The 21,281-nt window shown below is 48.5% G+C and carries 14 protein-coding genes; 11 read left to right on the top strand and 3 right to left on the bottom strand.

Features of this window, described 5'->3' with window-relative positions; all coding sequences use genetic code 11:
- The first annotated feature begins 72 nt into the window (after positions 1 to 72).
- The 4 genes from alr (at position 73) to AC0IXI_RS21985 (ending at position 4,712) form a co-directional block, all read left to right on the top strand.
- Positions 73 to 1,152, top strand: a complete 1,080-nt coding sequence (alr, locus tag AC0IXI_RS22000) for an alanine racemase (RefSeq protein WP_471683115.1) — start codon at positions 73 to 75, stop codon at positions 1,150 to 1,152.
- 774 nt (positions 1,153 to 1,926) lie between these two features.
- Entirely contained in the window at positions 1,927 to 3,120 is a 1,194-nt protein-coding gene (gene tyrB / locus AC0IXI_RS21995; protein WP_471683114.1) for an aromatic amino acid transaminase, read from the top strand.
- Between the two features lie 170 nt (positions 3,121 to 3,290).
- Positions 3,291 to 4,004: an acid phosphatase AphA gene (gene aphA / locus AC0IXI_RS21990; RefSeq protein ID WP_064515388.1), complete on the top strand. Its 714-nt coding sequence runs from the start codon at positions 3,291 to 3,293 to the stop codon at positions 4,002 to 4,004.
- Between the two features lie 354 nt (positions 4,005 to 4,358).
- Positions 4,359 to 4,712, top strand: coding sequence for an MmcQ/YjbR family DNA-binding protein (locus tag AC0IXI_RS21985; RefSeq protein ID WP_064515391.1), 354 nt, complete (start codon positions 4,359 to 4,361; stop codon positions 4,710 to 4,712).
- Between the two features lie 5 nt (positions 4,713 to 4,717).
- Here AC0IXI_RS21985 and uvrA read toward each other — a convergent pair whose 3' ends face one another.
- Positions 4,718 to 7,543, bottom strand: a complete 2,826-nt coding sequence (gene uvrA / locus AC0IXI_RS21980; RefSeq protein ID WP_471683113.1) for an excinuclease ABC subunit UvrA — start codon at positions 7,541 to 7,543, stop codon at positions 4,718 to 4,720.
- A 228-nt stretch (positions 7,544 to 7,771) separates the two neighbouring features.
- On the opposite strand from uvrA, the gene ssb1 reads away from it, so the two are divergent.
- The 4 genes from ssb1 to AC0IXI_RS21960 all read left to right on the top strand — a co-directional run bounded on the left by ssb1 (position 7,772) and on the right by AC0IXI_RS21960 (position 10,676).
- Positions 7,772 to 8,311: a single-stranded DNA-binding protein SSB1 gene (ssb1, locus tag AC0IXI_RS21975; RefSeq protein ID WP_064515395.1), complete on the top strand. Its 540-nt coding sequence runs from the start codon at positions 7,772 to 7,774 to the stop codon at positions 8,309 to 8,311.
- 254 nt (positions 8,312 to 8,565) lie between these two features.
- Complete coding sequence (locus tag AC0IXI_RS21970; protein WP_424221838.1) at positions 8,566 to 9,300, top strand: winged helix-turn-helix domain-containing protein; 735 nt, start codon at positions 8,566 to 8,568, stop codon at positions 9,298 to 9,300.
- A gap of 7 nt (positions 9,301 to 9,307) precedes the next feature.
- The gene (locus AC0IXI_RS21965; RefSeq protein ID WP_424221837.1) at positions 9,308 to 9,808 is read left to right on the top strand and encodes a hypothetical protein; all 501 of its coding nucleotides are present in this window, start codon (positions 9,308 to 9,310) and stop codon (positions 9,806 to 9,808) included.
- Between the two features lie 214 nt (positions 9,809 to 10,022).
- Positions 10,023 to 10,676 (top strand): helix-turn-helix transcriptional regulator, encoded by a 654-nt coding sequence (locus AC0IXI_RS21960; protein WP_471683112.1) that lies wholly within the window; start codon positions 10,023 to 10,025, stop codon positions 10,674 to 10,676.
- A 71-nt stretch (positions 10,677 to 10,747) separates the two neighbouring features.
- Here the strand turns inward: AC0IXI_RS21960 and AC0IXI_RS21955 are convergent, their stop codons facing one another.
- Together AC0IXI_RS21955 and AC0IXI_RS21950 are read right to left on the bottom strand one after the other, a co-directional pair.
- A complete protein-coding gene (locus AC0IXI_RS21955) occupies positions 10,748 to 11,038 on the bottom strand; it encodes a LuxR C-terminal-related transcriptional regulator (RefSeq protein ID WP_471683263.1) in 291 nt (96 codons plus the stop codon).
- A gap of 910 nt (positions 11,039 to 11,948) precedes the next feature.
- On the bottom strand, positions 11,949 to 17,936 hold the full coding sequence (locus AC0IXI_RS21950; RefSeq protein ID WP_471683111.1) for an Ig-like domain-containing protein: 5,988 nt from the start codon (positions 17,934 to 17,936) through the stop codon (positions 11,949 to 11,951).
- Between the two features lie 553 nt (positions 17,937 to 18,489).
- Between AC0IXI_RS21950 and AC0IXI_RS21945 the strand changes: the two genes are divergently transcribed.
- The 3 genes from AC0IXI_RS21945 (at position 18,490) to AC0IXI_RS21935 (ending at position 21,186) form a co-directional block, all read left to right on the top strand.
- On the top strand, positions 18,490 to 18,945 hold the full coding sequence (locus tag AC0IXI_RS21945; RefSeq protein WP_410371574.1) for an SgcJ/EcaC family oxidoreductase: 456 nt from the start codon (positions 18,490 to 18,492) through the stop codon (positions 18,943 to 18,945).
- A 271-nt stretch (positions 18,946 to 19,216) separates the two neighbouring features.
- Positions 19,217 to 20,395: a M20 aminoacylase family protein gene (locus AC0IXI_RS21940; protein WP_471683110.1), complete on the top strand. Its 1,179-nt coding sequence runs from the start codon at positions 19,217 to 19,219 to the stop codon at positions 20,393 to 20,395.
- Positions 20,396 to 20,409: 14 nt separating this feature from the next.
- Entirely contained in the window at positions 20,410 to 21,186 is a 777-nt protein-coding gene (locus tag AC0IXI_RS21935) for an ABC transporter substrate-binding protein (protein WP_413499436.1), read from the top strand.
- Positions 21,187 to 21,281 lie beyond the last annotated feature (95 nt).

Here is a 21,281-nt window from a genome sequence, read left to right as displayed (position 1 = left end):
CGCCTTCTTGCAGCCCGAATGATTTAGAGGATTTGTGGTGTCCCCATATTTAATTTTTAGCAAGGATCGAACATGCAAGCGGCAACCGTAAAAATTAACCGCCGCGCTCTGCGACACAACCTGCAACGCCTGCGCGAACTGGCTCCAGCCAGCCGTATGGTGGCGGTTGTGAAAGCAAACGCATATGGGCATGGTCTGCTCGAGACGGCCCAAACACTGACTGATGCCGATGCCTTCGGTGTTGCCCGTCTTGAGGAAGGTGTTCGCTTACGTGCCGGGGGCATCACTCAGCCCATTTTACTGCTGGAAGGCTTTTTTAACGCTTGCGACCTCCCGACTATTGCCGAACAGAATTTCCAGACAGCCGTCCACTGCATCGAACAGCTTGAAGCGCTGGAACAAGCCGAGTTAAGCCATCCGGTAACGGTTTGGATGAAACTGGATACCGGCATGCACCGTTTAGGTATCTTGCCTGAAGAGGCGGAGGCGTTTTATCAGCGTCTTTGCCGCTGTAAAAATGTCAGCCAGCCGGTGAATATCGTCAGCCATTTTGCTCGCGCTGACGACCCGGAATCTGATGCCACGCTGCGCCAGCTCGATACTTTCAATTCGTTTACTGCGGGCAAGCCTGGTCAGCGCTCTATTGGTGCATCCGGCGGCATCTTGCTATGGCCGGACTCGCACATGGATTGGGTTCGCCCAGGCATTATCTTGTATGGCGTTTCTCCGTTAGAGCAACACTCGTGCGGCACAGATTTTGGTTGTCAGCCGGTGATGTCACTGACTTCCAGCCTGATTGCAGTGCGTGCGCATAAAGCGGGTGAAGCGGTCGGTTACGGCGGCACCTGGATTGCCGAACGTGATACTCGCCTGGGGGTAGTTGCTATTGGTTATGGTGATGGCTACCCACGTGCTGCGCCTTCAGGTACCCCTGTGCTGGTGAATGGCCGTGAAGTACCAATTGTCGGACGCGTTGCTATGGACATGATTTGTGTCGATCTTGGCCCGCAGTCAGCAGACAAAGTGGGTGATGGCGTGGTGATGTGGGGCGATAGTCTGCCGGTTGAACGTATTGCTGAAATCACAAAAGTGAGTGCTTACGAACTTATCACTCGCCTGACTTCAAGGGTTGTGATGGAATATCTGGATTAATTTTCTTGTCTTCCTCCTCACCCTCGGGGAGAGATCTCTTATACATAACTCGCCCCGGCAATTTTGTCAGGGTGAGATCTTTAAGCCTCGTTGATTTTCCGTTCACCCGTGCATTCAGTTATCTCTTTCATTCCTGGACACGGTGAACGTATCAAGGAGATTACGCCATCTCCTTGATAATCCAGGCGCCCGGTCATTAAATTGCCGCTGCGCGGTAAACCCCGGCTTATCCCCAACATCAGGGTCGTTCGCGACTCGTTCCCGACGATCGCTCTCTTTCGCTGCTCCCGACAGCTCAACCCTGACTTATGGGGAACACTGGGGCAATTTATACCGGGAACAAGGTCAAAACCGGCTCCGTGCCGTCTTTAGCTTTTGATGTTGACCTTGTGTTCCGGCTTCAATCGCGCCGTTTTTACCCTTCAGTCGGGGTGACGTGGCCGGGAGCCACGTGAGTGAGCGATCGTCGGGAACGAATCGCGAACGACCCCGAATGTTGGGTGAAAAACGGTGTTTACCGCTTGCGGCGATTGATTTGCCGGGAGTCCGGGTTCTTAGGGTGACGACGGTGGTCACCCTAAGACGTTCACCGGTACAGTGGCTATATAAAACACTGAACTCCGGGTGAACGGAACAATCTCCCGACTCACATATATGTGACTAAGAGACAGCCCTCAGGGAGAGGGGTGTTTCTAAGCATAAACCTCTCGATCTCGCCCCAACTTCCGGTTTACATTGGTTGTTCGCAACACTGTAAACCAGGAGAACCTCACCGTGTTTCAAAAAGTTGACGCCTATGCTGGCGACCCAATCCTTTCCTTGATGGAACGTTTCAAAGTTGATCCGCGCAGTGACAAGGTAAACCTCAGCATTGGTCTCTATTACGACGAAAATGGGGTTATCCCGCAGTTACAGGCCGTTGCTCAAGCTGAAGAACGACTGAATGCCACGCCGCATGGCGCATCTATATACCTGCCAATGGAAGGTCTGAACAGCTACCGTAGCGCGATTGCTCCGCTGCTGTTTGGCGCAAACCATCCGGCGTTGCTGGAAGGGCGTATCGCCACTATTCAAACACTTGGCGGCTCCGGCGCGTTAAAAGTTGGCGCAGACTTCCTGAAAACCTATTTCCCGAATTCGCAGGTGTGGGTCAGCGATCCTACCTGGGAAAATCATGTCGCTATCTTTGGCGGCGCGGGTTTTGAAGTGAATACCTACCCGTGGTTCGATACCGAAACCAACGGCGTGCGCTTCGAAGCGCTGCTGGAAACCCTGCAAACGCTGCCTGCGCAAAGTATCGTACTGCTGCATCCGTGCTGTCATAACCCGACAGGTTCTGATCTGACGGATGCGCAATGGGATGTGGTGGTTGAAATTCTCAAGGCGCGCGAGTTGATTCCATTCCTTGATATTGCCTACCAGGGCTTTGGTGCGGGCATGGAAGAAGATGCTTACGCGATTCGCGCGATTGCCCGCGCCGGGCTGCCAGCGTTGGTCAGTAACTCATTCTCGAAGATTTTCTCTATGTATGGCGAGCGCGTGGGTGGCCTGTCTGTCGTTTGTGAAGATGCCGATGCCGCAGGCCGCGTATTAGGCCAGTTGAAAGCAACCGTGCGCCGTAACTACTCCAGCCCGCCAAACTTTGGTGCGCAAGTGGTATCGGCCGTATTGAATGACGAGCAGCTGAAAGCCAACTGGCTGGAAGAAGTTGAAACCATGCGTCGCCGTATTCTTGATATGCGCCAGGCATTGGTTTCTGTGCTGAAAGCCGAAATGCCGGAGCGTAACTTTGACTATCTGCTGCAACAACGTGGCATGTTCAGCTATACAGGTCTGAGCTCAGAACAGGTTGACCGCTTGCGTGATGAGTTTGGCGTGTATCTGATCGCCAGCGGGCGCATGTGTGTCGCAGGACTTAATAGCAATAACGTACAGCGTGTAGCACAGGCTTTTGCAGCTGTAATGTAAGTACTCACTTACTTTTCATCTTAAAAAGGCGATGTGTGATCATCGCCTTTTTCTATGATAAATCTTGAAAAATTCCTTCCTCTGGCGCTTTCGCATCGGTATGGTCGAATTGATTTTTGACCATCTGTTCTGCTTTATCATCCTCACTAATCATAATTAAAGGGAAAATGATGCGTAAGCTAACTATGGCATTAAGTGCCGTTTGTTTGTTATTGGGATTGAACCAGTCTGTTGTTGCTAAGGAATCTGCACCCGTACCACTCAACCCTGGCGTAACCGTCGCGCAACTGGCGCAGCAAGTTCCGATTCACTGGGTTTCTGTCGCACAAATCGAAAACAGCCTGCTGGGCCGCGCGCCGATGGCGGTGGGTTTCGATATCGACGACACGGTTCTGTTCTCAAGCCCTGGCTTCTATCGCGGGCAAAAAGAGTTTTCTCCAGGCAAACAGGATTACCTGAAAAATCCTGAGTTCTGGGAAAAAATGAACAATGGCTGGGATGATTTCAGCATGCCGAAAGAGGTTGCCCGGAATCTGATCGCGATGCACCTCAAGCGTGGCGACAGCATTTACTTCGTCACCGGCCGCAGTCCGACTAAAACAGAAACTGTGACTCAGACGCTGCAGAAAGATTTTCTAATCCCACAGGCAAGCGTGAATCCGGTTATTTTCGCGGGCGACCAGCCAGGCCAAAATACCAAGACACAATGGCTGAAAGATAAGAAAATCAAAGTGTTCTACGGTGACTCAGACGGCGATATTACTGCTGCGCAGGACGTAGGTGCGAGGGGTATTCGCCTGCTACGTGCTTCAAACTCCAGCTATCAGCCATTGCCAAAAGCAGGGACATTTGGCGAAGAGGTTATCGTTAACTCCGAATACTAATTTTACCCGTCATACTTCAAGCCGCAGGTGCGTTGGGTACACTCACTCACCCCAGTCACTTACTTTAGTAAGCTCCTGGGGATGAGTTCACTTGCCGCGTTACTCGGCAAAGCCTCGCCTCTGTCGAGGTCAGCGCAAGCGCTGCTCAAAAGGCTAAAGCCTTTTGTCCTTCAGCTCGAATTATTTAGGGTTGAATCGGTTTTAATGACGCTATACCAATCCCGCTGCCGTTTTTTTCATCAAAATTTCCCCGTTGAGTTTTACCTTTTGGCGAGTTGCTCGCACACTTAGAGATGCCTGCGCCTTAAACTGGCCAGCACATCGTTTTCACGGGAGTCTCTCAAGGGGAATAAAATGACCAATTCGGAGCTATTGCAGTACTGCATGAACAAACCCGGAGCGGAACAAACGGTTCATAGCGACTGGAAGGCCACACAAATAAAAGTGGCGGATGTGATGTATGCGATGGTGCATGACGTGGAAGCACGCCCGGCAGTGTCGTTAAAGGCAAGCCCGGCACTTGCCGACTTGTTACGTGAACAACATAGTGATGTGCATCCTAGCGCGCATTTGAACAAAGCGCACTGGAGCACGCTTTACCTGGACGGCACACTTCCGGATTCGCAGATTTACTATCTGGTTGATGCCTCTTATCAGCAGGCATTATCGCTGCTGCCTCAGCAAACCAGGCAGCAGCTTTCTGACTGATTCGACTATTTCAGCAAAGGTTTAAGGAAACGAGCGGTATGTGACGCTTCGCACTGCGCGACAGTTTCTGGTGTACCGGAAACGAGAATTTCGCCGCCGCCGCTACCGCCTTCTGGGCCAAGGTCAACAATCCAGTCTGCGGTTTTAATCACGTCCAGATTATGTTCGATAACCACGATGGTGTTGCCCTGGTCGCGCAACTGATGCAGAACTTCCAGTAACTGCTGGATGTCCGCAAAGTGCAGACCAGTCGTTGGCTCATCGAGGATATACAGTGTTTGCCCGGTGCCACGCTTAGAAAGCTCACGCGCCAGTTTCACACGTTGTGCTTCACCGCCCGACAGCGTGGTCGCAGACTGACCCAAGCGAATGTAAGACAGACCCACGTCGATTAACGTTTGCAGCTTACGCGCCAGCGCAGGTACGGCATCAAAGAACTCACGAGCATCTTCAATGGTCATATCCAGTACTTCGTGGATGCTCTTGCCTTTGTATTTAACTTCCAGCGTTTCGCGGTTATAGCGTTTGCCTTTGCACTGGTCGCACGGCACGTAAATGTCCGGCAAGAAGTGCATTTCGACTTTGATCACGCCATCGCCCTGACAGGCTTCACAACGCCCACCACGCACGTTAAAGCTGAAACGACCCGGCGTATAACCTCGCGCACGTGATTCCGGCACACCTGCAAACAGTTCGCGCACAGGCGTAAACACGCCAGTGTAAGTAGCAGGGTTTGAACGAGGCGTACGACCAATTGGGCTTTGGTCGATATCAATAACTTTGTCGAAATGCTCCAGACCATGAACTTCACGATAAGGCGCAGGTTCTGCAAGCGTTGCACCGTTCAATTGGGTTTGAGCAATCGGGAAAAGCGTATCGTTAATCAGCGTCGATTTCCCGGAACCGGAAACCCCGGTCACACAGGTAAACAAACCTACCGGCAGCGTCAGTGTCACATCTTTCAGGTTGTTGCCTTTCGCTCCAACCAGTTTAAGCACTTTCTCGGGATCGGCAGGCACGCGGTTTTTCGGCACCGCAATTCCACGTTTCCCGCTAAGGAACTGCCCGGTCAGGGATTCAGGCACGTCCATAATGTCCTGCATGGAGCCTTCAGCAACCACCTGGCCACCGTGCACACCGGCACCTGGGCCGATATCGATAATATGGTCTGCGGCGCGGATAGCATCTTCATCGTGCTCAACCACAATCACGGTGTTACCGAGATCGCGCAGGTGAATCAGCGTTTCCAGCAGGCGCTCGTTATCACGTTGATGCAGGCCGATAGAGGGTTCATCGAGCACGTACATCACGCCGACAAGACCCGCACCAATCTGGCTTGCCAGACGAATACGTTGCGCTTCACCACCGGACAGCGTTTCAGCTGAACGTGATAGCGACAGATAATTCAGGCCGACGTTCACCAGGAATTTCAGGCGGTCGCCAATCTCTTTCAGCACTTTCTCAGCGATTTGAGCACGCTGGCCGCTGAGTTTCATGTTCTGGAAGAATTCCATCGCATGGCCGATGCTCATATCAGAGATAGTAGGCAGCGGTGTGTTTTCGACAAACACATGGCGTGCTTCACGACGCAGGCGTGTACCTTCACAGCTTGCACATGAACGGTTGCTGATAAATTTCGCCAACTCTTCGCGGACTGCAGAAGATTCGGTTTCTTTATAGCGACGTTCCATATTATGCAGAACGCCTTCAAACGGATGGCGGCGTACCGAGGTATCGCCACGGTCGTTTATATATTTGAATTCAATACTTTCTTTACCGGAGCCGTTAAGCACCACGTTTTTCACGCTGGCTGTCAGTTCGTTCCACGGCGTTTCGATATCAAATTTATAATGCTCCGCGAGCGAACGCATCATCGTGAAGTAATAGAAGTTACGGCGATCCCAGCCACGAATTGCGCCGCCAGCAAGGGAAAGCTCGCCGTTTTGCACAACACGATCCGGGTCGAAATATTGCTGCACGCCAAGCCCGTCACAGGTTGGGCAGGCACCGGCCGGGTTGTTGAACGAGAACAGACGAGGTTCCAGCTCACGCATGCTATAGCCACAAATTGGGCAGGCAAAGTTTGCCGAGAACAGTAATTCTTCGGCTTTTTCGTCATCCATATCGGCGACAACAGCAGAACCGCCAGATAAATCCAGCGCTGTCTCAAATGATTCGGCCAGACGTTGCGCTAAATCCTCACGGACTTTAAAACGGTCAACCACCACTTCGATGGTGTGTTTCTTTTGCAGCTCAAGTTTCGGCGGATCGGATAGATCGCACACTTCGCCGTCGATCCTTGCGCGGATATAACCCTGGCTTGCCAGGTTTTCCAGCGTTTTGCTGTGCTCGCCTTTTCTATCTTTAATAATTGGCGCAAGCAGCATCAGGCGCCTGCCTTCCGGCTGAGCTAAAACATTATCGACCATCTGACTCACGGTTTGCGCCGCAAGAGTAACATTGTGATCAGGGCAACGCGGCTCGCCTACGCGGGCATATAGCAGGCGCAGGTAGTCATGAATTTCAGTGATAGTGCCGACGGTTGAACGCGGGTTGTGCGAGGTAGATTTCTGCTCGATAGAAATCGCAGGCGACAAGCCTTCAATGTGGTCGACATCAGGCTTTTCCATCAATGACAGGAACTGACGCGCATAAGCGGAGAGGGACTCAACGTAACGACGTTGCCCCTCGGCGTATAAGGTGTCGAAAGCCAGTGAGGATTTGCCAGAACCCGAAAGCCCAGTCACGACAATCAGCTTGTCGCGTGGAATATCGAGGTTAATATTTTTGAGATTGTGGGTGCGGGCGCCCCGAACTTCGATCTTATCCATTCACCTTTCCCGGTTTAAACGCTTTTTGCCAGGCCGCACTGGAGGCCGCCGACGATCACAAACGGCTAATTATGACACAATAAAACCTGAATGGATATCCAGTGCTTTAATGCAATAATGTATATCCTACCGAGATTCTGGAATGCATCCCGCAGCTATAAAGATTAGGGGTGGCGTGGTAGAATCGAGGGTTTACACTACTTATTAAACGTTTCAGGAGACACGATCATGGCCAGCAGAGGCGTAAACAAGGTGATTCTCGTCGGGAATCTGGGTCAAGACCCGGAAGTACGCTACATGCCAAATGGTGGCGCAGTTGCCAACATTACTCTGGCCACGTCAGAGTCCTGGCGCGATAAGCAAACCGGCGAAACCAAAGAAAAAACTGAATGGCACCGTGTAGTGCTGTTTGGCAAACTGGCAGAAGTAGCAGGTGAATACCTGCGTAAAGGCTCCCAGGTTTATATCGAAGGTGCATTGCAAACTCGTAAATGGACTGACCAGGCTGGTGTTGAAAAGTACACTACCGAAATCGTGGTTAACGTTGGCGGCACCATGCAAATGCTGGGTGGACGTGCAGCGGGTGGTGCTCCTGCCGGTGGCGGTGCTCCAGGCCAGCAGCAAGGTGGTTGGGGTCAGCCTCAGCAACCGCAGCAGGGTGGTAACCAGTTCAGCGGCGGCGCGCAACAATCTCGCCCGCAGCAGAGCGCTCCAGCACCATCTAACAATGAACCACCAATGGATTTCGATGACGATATCCCATTCTGATAAGTAATTAAAAAAAGCCTGCTAATATTTTTATTAAATATAGCAGGCTTTTTTTATGACTATTGAAAAGTAAAAATTACTATTTCAACAATAATAGGAACATATTTCTTATAAATTGCGTGTAAAATACACTATTAGTTTAAATTTTATCTACAATCCGCTATTTTATATAACAAATGTAGTAAAGATATCCATTTTTATAAGTTTACATTCATAATATAATAAGAAAAGTTAATGTTTCTAAGAGCAGTGTTATGCCTTCTAATATAGAGACCCGATATATACTTGATGGCATTTATGATTTTAATCCTTCAAGCCTTACTATTATTAATAATGAGACAAACGAGCTCGTTAAGATACATAACACATCAGCAAGATGTCTTTTACTTTTGATAGAAAAACACACTGCGATTGTTACCCAAAAGCAATTAATTCACTATGCATGGGGTGAGAAGTCTAATACGGTGACACACAATGCACTTTATCAATGCATTCTAAATTTGCGTAAAAATTTCGTGCAGCTAGGGTGTACTAAAAATATCATTACGACAGTTCCTCGTAAGGGGTTAATGATTTCTGAGGAAATAATGATAACCAGGTCAGGTGTATCTGATGGTAAAGTTGTTATCCCGAAAGTGTCTCCTTTAACACATAAAAAACTCTCTTTTATATTAATACTTATGTGCCTGGGGTTGGCCATAATGAGTACTATTTTTTTTCGAGGTGAAAAAAATAATAGCACCGATTTTCGTAATCTTTACACTGAAGTGAAAATTGATAATAGAGATTGTAAATATTTCATCAACAATGATAATGGTTTTGATGAGAAAAAATATGAGCTATTAATGCAATACAATAATCTCTGTAAAGATAATAAGCTATTATTTGTTACTGCATATAGTGAAATGAAAAGTAAGTCTGTGCTTGTCTGTGATGGTATTCCTGGTGAAAGCCGAAATAAAAAATGCACGTCTCTTTATTTACCGTGAGTTTTAAATGACAATCATTTCATATATTAAAAAGAACATTGTTCTTTCCATTATTGCTGTTATGACTCTTTGCATTATTGCTGTCTGCATATATAAATATAATAAAGAGCCAGATATAAATTTCATGGATGATTTTACCTGTAAAGCCAAACTTAAAATAGAAAGAGATACTATGAGGTTTACAGGGGTTATTAATATCAACGTGGTGCGAGGGAAGGGTAGTCTTAGAATAGATGGTGTCTCTGATGTTGATAATGGAAAATATTATACAATTCAGCGTACAATTATATTCAATGCAGATAAAGAAAATAGCAACCCTACATGGAAAAGCAAGGAAATCATCACAACGCACCTTGATGATATACCCGATGATATTACTGTTCATTTACTGCCTGCATTCTATATAAAACCTACCACGGTTACTAATATTGATATGGAGACTCTCAAGGATGGTACATTGCTCATTACGAAATCGCACCTCCCCTATCTTTACTGTTCAGGGTTCTGAACTGATTGTTGTTTCTGAAATGTAAATTATTTAGATCTATATCCTACTTAATAAGTTTACATAAAGTCATGTATAACAGCAGGATAAAGTTAAACCTTTGAAGTGTTAAAGCTAAATTTTAACAATTGACATGATCAAGTTTTAAGTAAGAGAAAAGTTGTTTTAGAACGAAAATCTACCCGCTAGTTTATGCATCCAGAGAGGTGGTGATGTAATGGAGTTTGTCGCCATCTCAATCAATTTTGAATATTTAAAATTCACAGTTGTTTTGCAATGGATGGCAATAGATATGGGCAAAGTTATTATCCACTCTGAAAACATTTTCTTTATCTTAGGGATAGAAAACGTTCTGCATAAACTATCGGTAGATCGACATTCAACTTTTTTAAACGATGTTGTTATAACTGATTCAATTGATTACCTGAATGAACTCAATAGAACGATGCTTCAGTCTGTTACTATTATTTTGTTCGTGGAGAATTCCCAGCATTTATCTATTATGAATCACTTTAGTTTTCAACAACCATTTACCATACTGACTATGGAGGACGCAATAGAGGATCTTAAAGCTTACCTTATGGATACTTTTTGCAGAATTCGCAGAAGACTTCATATATTCAATACTTCATCATTTTCAGCTTGCCAGGTCTGGCTGACCGCAAGAGAATTAGATGTTTTAATGCTCAGTTGTACGGAGGGTGATATAGATAGCATTGCCAGCAAAATTAAAATATCGCAAAAATCTGTATTGAATTATAGGGCTGCGGCACTAAAAAAGATGGGCGTAAATTTTAGCACTTCGCTAGTGACGTTCATTAGGTCTATTAATCGATTGCACAAAACCTCAGTCGTAGCCTTACAATATTAACTCACCTAATATTCAGATAGTAATGCTCATGCATTTTTTGCAGAGCTGGTTGTTTTACTCTGTATATTGAATCAACTATAGAAGATGACTGGTTGCTGGCGATAATGCAGTGATGCCGGACATTCACCTTTGATGACCTTTTTTGCAAGATAAGTTTGATATGTAGTCATCACTTCAATGAAATCGAAGAAATAATTTATTTGATTATTGGTGTTGAAATTTGATTTTAATTTTAATTTGTTAAGCGCACTTTTACGGTAGTTCTGCGTTGTTTTATAGGTGATGTTGTATTTAACAGATACATCCTGGTCGTTCATTCCTTTAAATACATCCGATATAATGGCAAACTCTTTAGGAGTCAGCCATTTATCAGGGGGAGTTTATATGTGCCAGGCAATGCTTCATTTTCGAGATGGAGAAGTATGCATCCATCAAGACAGCTTTGATATAGTCTAAACTGGATTTGTTATTGATGAAATGTAGTCTAAATGGTGAGTTTACGTACTTCATGAGGTTCTCATGTCCGGGGTTTTCTATAAACACTATTATCCCACATATTGGGTGGTTATACTGGTAACCTGCAGATAATAAAGTAGATCCATCGCTAATCAACAACGTTGCAGCGCAGTTCCTCACTCGAATATAAACACACTCTTTCAGTAAAGTTTCAATAGCCAATCTGAACAGTTCATTGTCGCTAAGAATACGAATATCACACATAAAACACCTAATTAAGTGAATGTCTCTATTATCTCTTTAGTGACTATTATTAACAACTAATTGCATTGGGTTACATTTACTTTACGGATGCTAGTACCATTGTTATAAGTTTGTTTGGTTCTTATTTCGTTATCAATATTTAATCTTATGACTTTAGGGGGAGTCCTATTATTTCCGCTATGTCCAGTTCAGCCATCTAAGTGTTTTTTCTCTTCAATAACCAGCGTTTTTTGGCATAGATTGACTACGGCAGGTACATTTAATGTATGCCGGTAATGCTAATTAACTGAAAAAATATTTTAAGAAGAGTTCACTGGATGCTTACTGTTAAAGTGGTTACGGGTATTGAGTGATATCCATTTTTTATCTCTTTTTTGTCAATCAGACAGCGGTAATAGTTTAAAAAAATGCCGGCCACATTGTGACCGGCATTTTCTCCTTTTCTGTAACTGAGTTTTAGGAGCCAGAGACGATCATACTGCTATCGTCATGATTCCTTTTTTATCAGTGCTGGAGATCCCACTCATCGACGATGGCGAGCGCGGATTATGGTTAATCGTTATATGCATCAACTGCACTGCAATTGATTTTTCCGTCGTTCGCTACGATATACATATTGGCACCACCAGCACCACTTGCCAATGAACCTACACGCAACTGGAAGTTTTGCGTGTTCGCTACACCTGGCCCGCCCCAACCGATATCGGATGTCACCGTGTAGGTGCCTCCCGAGACCGCGAGACTTGTCCCGTTCGAAGGGAAATTCGGCGCTGTGCCCAATATTGCTGCCGCCTGTCGTAAACCTAATCCAAAAGTGACGTTGGATGCATTTCCTGTCGTCATAGCAGTCACGGTCCATGTACACGTACGTCGAACACTGTAGCTCGTCACTCCGGCTTGCCCGATCGTCGTTATGTCCGTCTTGTTGGTGAAGTTATGCTTTTCCATCCATGTGTGGCTGGCCTGCGCTCGCACGTTAGTGCCCGCGACAGTGGCGTACAGAATGTCGGTCGTGCCCGGGTTACCTGGATTTCTTACCCCCACCAACGCCTCGCCGTTGGCGTCGGTGTCTACAGTATTTCCCTCGTCGATAACTGACGTAGTTTCTCGGGTGGACAACGTGACGGCTTGGTTAGGTACCGCCGCTCCCTGGAACCCTTTTACTGTCACTTTGAATGTGTTCGCTTCCAGGCCATTCGCCAACTGAGTATCGAGCAATTTCACTATCGTAATTGTAGGCGTGACGAACGTAACGTTCGCGGTCACGCTGGTACTGCCCAATACGGCGGTCACTGTGGAAACGCCCACTGTTGTGCTGGTAAGGGTTACAGTCACTTCACCGTTGGTATCTGTCAGGTCCACGGTCCCCACAACAGCACTGTTACCTGCGGTGACTGCCACCTGCTGGTTTTCCAACGTGTTGCCGTTCGCATCCGTCACCTTCACCTTAACACTGTTGGTGGCCGTGCCGGTTGCTATGGCATTGTTATCCACCACCGTCAGGTTACTTGTGGCAATGGTGGCCGTAGAGCTGTCAGCCACAAAGGTCACATCCACCGTCCGGCTTGTGCTACCGATTGTCGCCGTGATAGTGCTGACACCTGCTTTGGTGCTGGTCAGGGTCACAGTGACTTCACCGTTTGCATCGGTCAGGTCCACGTTCCCCACAACGGCGCTGTTATCTGCCGTCACGGTCACCTGTTGGTTTTCCAGTAGATGGCCGTTTGCGTCAGTGACTTTTACCTTCACGCTGTTGGTGGTCGTGCCGTTGGCGACGGCATCATTGGTCACTACCGTCAGATTACCAGTGGCGATGGTGGCTGTTGAGCTGTCGGCTATAAAGGTGACATCCACAGTCCGGCTTGTGCCGTTGATGGATGCTGTGACGGTACTGATACCTGCTTTAGTGCTGGTGAGCGTCATCTCCACTTCACCGCTCACATCCGTGGAGCCTGTCGCCGCTATTACTGCTCCGTTGCCGGCGCTGAAGCTCACAGTCTGGTTCGCCAGCACGTTACCCTGTGCATCCTTCACCACTGCCTTCACTTTGTTGGTGTCAGTGCCATCTGCAACGGCGTCATCGCTGACCACTGTCAGGTCACCTGCCGGGATAGTTGCCGTGGTGGTATCTGCCATAAAGGTCACATCCACAGTCTGGCTTGTGCCGTTGATGGATGCTGTAACGGTACTGATACCTGCTTTAGTGCTGGTCAGGGTCACAGTGACTTCACCGTTTGCATCGGTCAGGCCCACGGTCCCGACAACAGCACTGTTACCTGCTGTCATTGTCACCAACTGGTTTTCCAGCGGATGACTGTTCGCATCGGTGACTTTGACCTTCACACTGTTGGTGGCGGTGCCGTTGGCAACTGCATCGTTGGTCACTACCGTCAGGTTACCTGTGGCGACGGTGGCTGTTGAGCTGTCGGCTATAAAGGTGACATCCACAGTCCGGCTTGTGCCGTTGATGGATGCTGTGACGGTACTGATACCTGCTTTAGTGCTGGTGAGCGTCATCTCCACTTCACCGCTCACATCCGTGGAGCCTGTCGCCGCTATTACTGCTCCGTTGCCGGCGCTGAAGCTCACAGTCTGGTTCGCCAGCACGTTACCCTGTGCATCCTTCACCACTGCCTTCACTTTGTTGGTGTCAGTGCCATCTGCAACGGCGTCATCGCTGACCACTGTCAGGTCACCTGCCGGGATAGTTGCCGTGGTGGTATCTGCCATAAAGGTCACATCCACAGTCTGGCTTGTGCCGTTGATGGATGCTGTAACGGTACTGATACCTGCTTTAGTGCTGGTCAGGGTCACAGTGACTTCACCGTTTGCATCGGTCAGGTCCACGTTCCCCACAACGGCGCTGTTATCTGCCGTCACGGTCACCTGTTGGTTTTCCAGTAGATGGCCGTTTGCGTCAGTGACTTTTACCTTCACGCTGTTGGTGGTCGTGCCGTTGGCGACGGCATCATTGGTCACTACCGTCAGATTGCCAGTGGCAATGGTGGCTGTTGAGCTGTCGGCTATAAAGGTGACATCCACAGTCCGGCTTGTGCCGTTGATGGCTGCCGTAACGGTACTGATACCTGCTTTAGTGCTGGTCAGCGTCTGCACAATTTCGCCGTTCGCGTCCGAGATGCCGGTGGCCGCTATCGCGGCACTGTTACCCGCACTGAAACTAACGCTTACTCCGGAAACCGGGTTGCCGTTCGCATCCGTGACCGTCGCTTTGACGCTGTTGGTGGCTGTGCCGTTGGCGTTAGCATTGTTATCCACCGGAACCAGACTGCCTGCAGCCAGAGTGGCGGTCGCACTGTCGGCGATGAAGTCCGCATCCGCACTGCTGGTACTGCCGCCGGTGGAGGCTTCCACCGTCACGGTACCTGCCTGGGTGCTGTCGACATTCACGATCGCATTACCGTTGCTGTCCGTCACCACCTGCTGGGTGTCGGTGCTGCCATCCGGATAGGTGATGGTGATATCCACTGTCTGACCCGGGGACGGGTTACCGTTCGCGTCCGTCACCGGGAAGGTCACGGTTACCGTGTCGGTCCCGTTCGCCGCCGCGCCGTTGCCGGTCACGCTACCGGTGCCCGGCATGCCCGGTACCGCCACAAAGGTGACATCCACAGTCCGGCTTGTGCCGTTGATGGATGCCGTAACGGTACTGATACCTGCTTTAGTGCTGGTCAGCGTCTGCACAATTTCGCCGTTCGCGTCCGAGATGCCGGTGGCCGCTATCGCGGCACTGTTACCCGCACTGAAACTAACGCTTACTCCGGAAACCGGGTTGCCGTTCGCATCCGTGACCGTCGCTTTGACGCTGTTGGTGGCTGTGCCGTTGGCGTTAGCATTGTTATCCACCGGAACCAGACTGCCTGCAGCCAGAGTGGCGGTCGCACTGTCGGCGATGAAGTCCGCATCCGCACTGCTGGTACTGCCGCCGGTGGAGGCTTCCACCGTCACGGTACCTGCCTGGGTGCTGTCGACATTCACGGTCGCATTACCGTTGCTGTCCGTCACCACCTGCTGGGTGTCGGTGCTGCCATCCGGATAGGTGATGGTGATATCCACCGTCTGACCCGGGGACGGGTTGCCGTTCGCGTCCGTCACCGGGAAGGTCACGATTACCGTGTCGGTCCCGTTCGCCGCCGCGCCGTTGCCGGTCACACTACCGGTGCCCGGCATGCCCGGTACCGCCACAAAGGTGACATCCACAGTCCGGCTTGTGCCGTTGATGGATGCCGTAACGGTACTGATACCTGCTTTAGTGCTGGTCAGCGTCTGCACAATTTCGCCGTTCGCGTCCGAGATGCCGGTGGCCGCTATCGTGGCACTGTTACCCGCACTGAAACTAACGCTCACTCCGGACACCGGACGCCCCTTCGCATCCGTGACCGTCGCTTTGACGCTGTTGGTGGTTGTGCCGTTGGCGTTAGCATTGTTATCCACCGGAACCAGACCACCGTCTGTAATCGTTGCAGCGCCCGGGTCATTCGGGTCGAGCGGGTCAGTACCATTAGTGATTTCATCCTTATCGGAGATGCCGTCACCGTCGGTATCCGGGTTATTTGGATCGGTTCCGTGCTCGAGTTCTTCTTCGTCCGTTAGGCCATCGCCATCACTGTCCGGGTTAACCAGTCTCATGAGGGTTGTTTTCAGAATGGTGTCATTCCAGTGCGTGACCACATTCAGTTCGGCGGGCTGTTTGCCAGCGGTCAGCAGGGCTTCATAGATGCCCGGAGCGGTTTCCTTGTAAGCGGAAATTGAAGGTGAAACCGGAGAGGCTTCTTTCAATTTAGCCGTCATTGCCCGGAAGGTTTTAACCACAATATTACTCTGCACTGCGAGCGTTACCGTGAGTTTTTCTGACTGACCGGTTACAGGCTGATTGGCCGCGTTGCGTAATTTGAGCATCACAACTGCGGTGGAACGGCCATCAGCGGGCAAAATCTCAGGAGTGATCGTTTTTTCGCTGTGTGTTGCGCTAACCGGCGCGTCATTCACCGTAATATGGGTTACCTCCCGGTTTGATACATTGTTCCGGCTGTCACGGGCGACACCACTGAGCACATATGGCAAAGCCGTGGCTTTAGGCGGCAGGGTAATGGAGAGTGTGTCCGGGCTGGTCACATTCAGCGTTCCGCCGTCTGCAACCAGTTGCGGTGCCTGCCAGTCGATATTCTGCAGACCGTATTTTGATTGCACGCTGGCCTGTACTGTCAGCACGGAAGTGGCCTGTCCTGCGAGTTGTGCCGGTAAGGACAGCTTCAGCAATTCCTGCTTGCGGTAATCAAGAACAATATTGTTATTACGCTCAACGAGATCGGTGCGTGAGCCTGCCAGTGTGCGGGATAACCCCACCGCATCCGGGTCCAGGTGTTTTGCAAGGCTGTCTGATGGGCGAATAGTCAGGGCCATATTCACCTGGCTGTCGTTTTTACCCCCACTCACTATTCGGTGTTCTGCACCGACTTTTAGCAGAGGGAATGGTGTGTAATTCACCCCTGTCGTCACGGCATTTGGGTTCTTCTGGCGATCATTATTACTGGTGAGAGCGACTTCGTTGCCGAAATACTTCTCGTACATCAGCTTGCCGCCCAGTTGTGGGTAGTGTGGCAGGTACGCTTCTGCGCGCAGGTCATAGCCATTTGCCGGGCGCTCGTCGTAATCCGCGAAGTCACGGGACTGATGCCAGCTGGTTAGGCCGAAGTAATAGTTACCTGAAAGCTTCAGGTAATCGCCCCAGGCTTCTGCGCCTAGTCCCAGGCGGCGGTTATTGCCGGTTAAGTCATTATCCAGGAAGACGTTGCCACCGAACATCCAGTTATTGTGGAATGTACGCACTCCGGCACCGAGGTTGACGGTGTTACGCTCATCCTTATTGCGAAGGCCAAACTGCGTAAACAGCATGGCCTGCTTACTGTCGTACAGAGGCAGCAACATGTCGAATGAGGAACCATTGAGCTTCATATCCTGATCTACAGAAATCCCCAACCGCGCAGTTCCGAACTGGCTGAGCCATTCGTTAGCCGCGCTGGACACGGCATCAGTTGCCATGCCAGCTGCGAGGGATTTCGTTGCCTGGCTGCTGTCAGCGGTCGCTAATCCAGCAGCTCTGGTCAGGTGTAAGGCTAATTGATTGTCTTTTGTATCAGTGGGCTGTGTACCCGACTCTGACCGGGATGTTTTAATTGAGCCGCCGGGTACAAAAATGGTGTCCCCTGCATTTAACTGATCCAGTATTCGACCAGGGTTCAGACTTTGCAAACCGTCTGGTTTCAGCCCGTAGCTGGCGGCCACATCCCAGATAGTTTCCCCAGGTTTAAGAACATAAATTGAGCGTTCCTGGGGAATGGAGGTTTTAGTTGAAAGGGGTTGCGGCGCGCTATTCATCCGGGAAACCGATGCTGCGGACAATGCTAATGGTGTGAATGCCTGTAACCCGGCAAGAATATAAGCCACCGGGCGCATATAACACCTATCAGTAAACAAACGTACTGGAGGATCATTTCGCCTTGTTTTTTTAAGTAAGAACATATATTCATTCCCTGAGTTCAATGCAATAAATAAACGTTCGTAGCTTAATATAAATTAATGGGAAAGATCTTATTAATGGCCTCGTAAGGTAATATTCCAGAGTGGCGCGTTGCTTTTATTAGCTATATATTGATAACTTCATATTATAAAGATATTGCTTATGTGAGCCGGGATAAATCCTAAGTCATAGGTTGTTATAAGTCGGGTGTGGTTGGTGATAATAGCAAGGATACTTCCGATAGATGAGTGAATGTTATTTCACTCTTGTACTTTGTTTATTTATAAAGATATAGTCATTATTGTGAATACTTCACACGTAATGAGGCTGTAGCCCAAGATTAAAAATAGCAACATTTTCTTGTTCACCACTGTCGTGTGCCGCAGTGGTTTTTTTTCAGATTTACTTAGGGAAGTCATCAGGTAAAACAAATGCAATTGCTCGGAAAAACAATTGTAAGCTAATTAATGTAATTTCGGGTAAATAAAATTGCGATAAATATATCTGGCAGGATTTAATGGTTTTAGAGAGTTAATTTAATATAGGGAATTATCAGTGAATTACAAACGTACACTCCTGGCTGCATCTTTATTGTGTTTGAGCGCTGTGGCTATTGCTGCACCTACAACGTGCCAAAAAGTGCAGAAGCAAGATATCGAAAGTCTTTTTGACCGTTGGAACAGTTCATTGCAGACTGGCGATGCCCATAAAGTAGCCGCTAACTATCTTTCTGACAGTGTCCTGTTGCCTACAGTTTCTAACAAAGTCAGGCTAACAGAAGCTGAGCGCGTTGATTATTTCGAGCATTTCCTTGAGAAAAAACCACAGGGTAAAATCGACAGCCGTACTATCCATATTGATTGCAATACAGCGATGGATAACGGGACCTATACATTTACCTTCGCAGACAAAACTCAAGTCTCTGCTCGATACTCGTTTACCTACCGCTGGAATGGGAAAGAGTGGTTGATTTCAAGCCACCACTCATCTGCAATGCCTGAAAAAGTATAAATATTATCGCATATTAATAACTCTCCTGGTGAATACAGCGATATTCACCAGGTTTTCTCCTTTTTAAATTTCCGCTCATCCCTCGTTGTAAATAAAATCTCATGTTCTTCACCTAGATTAAACCATGCCTAATTTTGCACGCTGATTCGATTCACTATAAGTAATTCCAATATAAGGTGTTCTGTCATAAGTATTCCTGCTTGCATTAAAACGTTATCCAGCTAAGTTGTTTATGCAAACACACACACTTATAACTCCACCGGAGCGCAGCATGACGGATTTCGTTATTCCAGAAATAAAAGCATCAGAAGATGAGATGATTGCAATACGTCATTATCTGCATGCAAACCCAGAATTAAGTCTGGAAGAGTTTAAAACCAGTGATTTAGTAGCAAAGCAACTTGAATCCTGGGGATATAAAGTCACACGAGGAATTGGCACTACTGGTGTTGTGGGCTCTTTGGAAAAAGGGGATTCGAATAAATCTATTGGCCTGCGTGCTGATATGGATGCGCTACCTATTTTTGAAGAAACCAATTTACCCTGGGCCAGTTCAGTTCCTGGCAAAATGCATGCCTGCGGGCATGATGGCCACACCACCATCTTATTAGCTGCAGCGAAATATATTGCCTCAAATGCCTGCGAGTTTAATGGCACCGTCCACCTCATTTTCCAGCCTGCCGAAGAAGCGATTGGCGGTGCAGATTTAATGATTAAAGACGGATTATTCGACCGCTTCCCCTGCGACCGAGTTTTTGCTCTGCACAATATGCCTGGCTTGCCGACTGGGAAGCTCGGGTTCTATTCAGGCAATTTTATGGCCTCGGCGGATACGGTAAAAATTACCATCAAGGGTTACGGCGGCCACGGTGCTTATCCACATCGTACTGTCGACCCAATCGTCACTGGAGCTGCGTTAATTACCGCGCTGCAGACTATTGTCTCCCGTAATGTCACGCCGGGTGAAACCGCGATTGTTACCGTGGGAACATTCCAGTCGGGCATTGCTTCCAACGTTATTCCAGACACTGCGGTGATGGAATTGACCGTGCGTGCGATGAAGCCGGAGATCCGCGATCTGCTGATTAAACGAATTGAAGAGTTAGCGGATTTTACCGCTAAAAGTTTTGGTGCAAGTTGTGAAGTGGAAGTCTACGACTCCTATCCGGTACTGATAAACGATGATGAGCAAACGGCGTTTGCCCGGGAACTAGCCGTTGAGTTCTTTGGTAAAGATGCGGTGCTCAATAAGGTTCTCCCTTCGACCGGCAGCGAAGATTTTGCTTTTATGCTGCAAGAGCGTCCGGGCAGTTATTTCCTGTTAGGGAATGGAGAGAAGGGCGATAAGGGTGGCTGTATGGTGCATAACCCGGGGTATGATTTTAATGATGACATTATTTCTACCGGCGCCTCATTCTTTTCCCGCTTAGTCCAAACTTATTGTCGTTAACTGCCGGAACTAATATGAAAAAATATATACTGCCATTAATTGCTCTGCTGGCGACGACTTCGGCATTGGCAAATAATATTAAAGAAATCCGTTTTGGTGTGGACCCGACATTTGCCCCTTTTGAATCAAAAGACGCTAATGGCAAGGTGGTCGGCTTTGATATTGATTTAGGAAATGCTATTTGCGAGAAACTCCAGGCGAAATGCGTTTGGGTAGAGAATAATTTCGATGCGATTATTCCTGCGCTGCAAGCCAGAAAGTTTGATGCCATTCTTTCCGGGATGTATATGACTGAAAAACGAAAAGAGCAGGTCGCCTTTACCGATAAAATTTATAACGGCCCAGTATTTCTGGTCGCACATAAAAATACCAACATTAAACCTGAGCTTGAACTGTTAAAAGGTAAAACGATTGGTGTTGAGCAGGGATCTGCTCAGGAAGCCTATGCCAATAAAAACTGGCGTAATTCTGGCGTAAATGTCGTTGCTTACCAAGGGGCTGATTTGGTCGTTCAGGATTTAGAGTCCGGGCGTATTGATGGTGCTGTGCTGTCTGGTGTAATGGCGGAATACAGTTTCCTGAATAAACCCCAGGGTAAAGATTTTGCCATGATAGGCGGAGCGTTGCAGGACCCTGAACTATTCGGTGCCGGTGCAGCAATTGGTTTGCGAAAGGATGATACCGAATTACGTGAAGCGCTCAATGGAGCGATAAGCCAGATTATTGCGGATGGAACGTATAAAAAACTCGCCTCGAAATACTTTAGTTTCGACATTTATTCCGGGACGTAATTCCTGTTGTTAGACGTAAAACGGGTCAGAATGAAATCATTCCGGCCCGTTTTACTCTCTGGATTTTTTCAGCGCCCGCCCTAAAAAATAGTACA

Source organism: Buttiauxella sp. AC038 (assembly GCF_979253565.1).
Note: the sequence above shows the minus strand (reverse complement) of the source record. Positions and strands in the feature narration are given on the sequence as shown.

Excerpts from the sequence above, each read along its gene's own strand:
- alr (WP_471683115.1), top strand. The coding sequence starts at position 73 with ATGCAAGCGGCAACCGTAAAAATTAACCGCCGCGCTCTGCGACACAAC.
- AC0IXI_RS21935 (WP_413499436.1), top strand. The coding sequence starts at position 20,410 with ATGAAAAAATATATACTGCCATTAATTGCTCTGCTGGCGACGACTTCG.
- AC0IXI_RS21970 (WP_424221838.1), top strand. The coding sequence starts at position 8,566 with ATGCCTTCTAATATAGAGACCCGATATATACTTGATGGCATTTATGAT.
- AC0IXI_RS21960 (WP_471683112.1), top strand. The coding sequence starts at position 10,023 with ATGGAGTTTGTCGCCATCTCAATCAATTTTGAATATTTAAAATTCACA.
- AC0IXI_RS21940 (WP_471683110.1), top strand. The coding sequence starts at position 19,217 with ATGACGGATTTCGTTATTCCAGAAATAAAAGCATCAGAAGATGAGATG.
- aphA (WP_064515388.1), top strand. The coding sequence starts at position 3,291 with ATGCGTAAGCTAACTATGGCATTAAGTGCCGTTTGTTTGTTATTGGGA.
- AC0IXI_RS21985 (WP_064515391.1), top strand. The coding sequence starts at position 4,359 with ATGACCAATTCGGAGCTATTGCAGTACTGCATGAACAAACCCGGAGCG.
- AC0IXI_RS21950 (WP_471683111.1), bottom strand. The coding sequence starts at position 17,936 with ATGTTCTTACTTAAAAAAACAAGGCGAAATGATCCTCCAGTACGTTTG.
- ssb1 (WP_064515395.1), top strand. The coding sequence starts at position 7,772 with ATGGCCAGCAGAGGCGTAAACAAGGTGATTCTCGTCGGGAATCTGGGT.
- uvrA (WP_471683113.1), bottom strand. The coding sequence starts at position 7,543 with ATGGATAAGATCGAAGTTCGGGGCGCCCGCACCCACAATCTCAAAAAT.
- AC0IXI_RS21965 (WP_424221837.1), top strand. The coding sequence starts at position 9,308 with ATGACAATCATTTCATATATTAAAAAGAACATTGTTCTTTCCATTATT.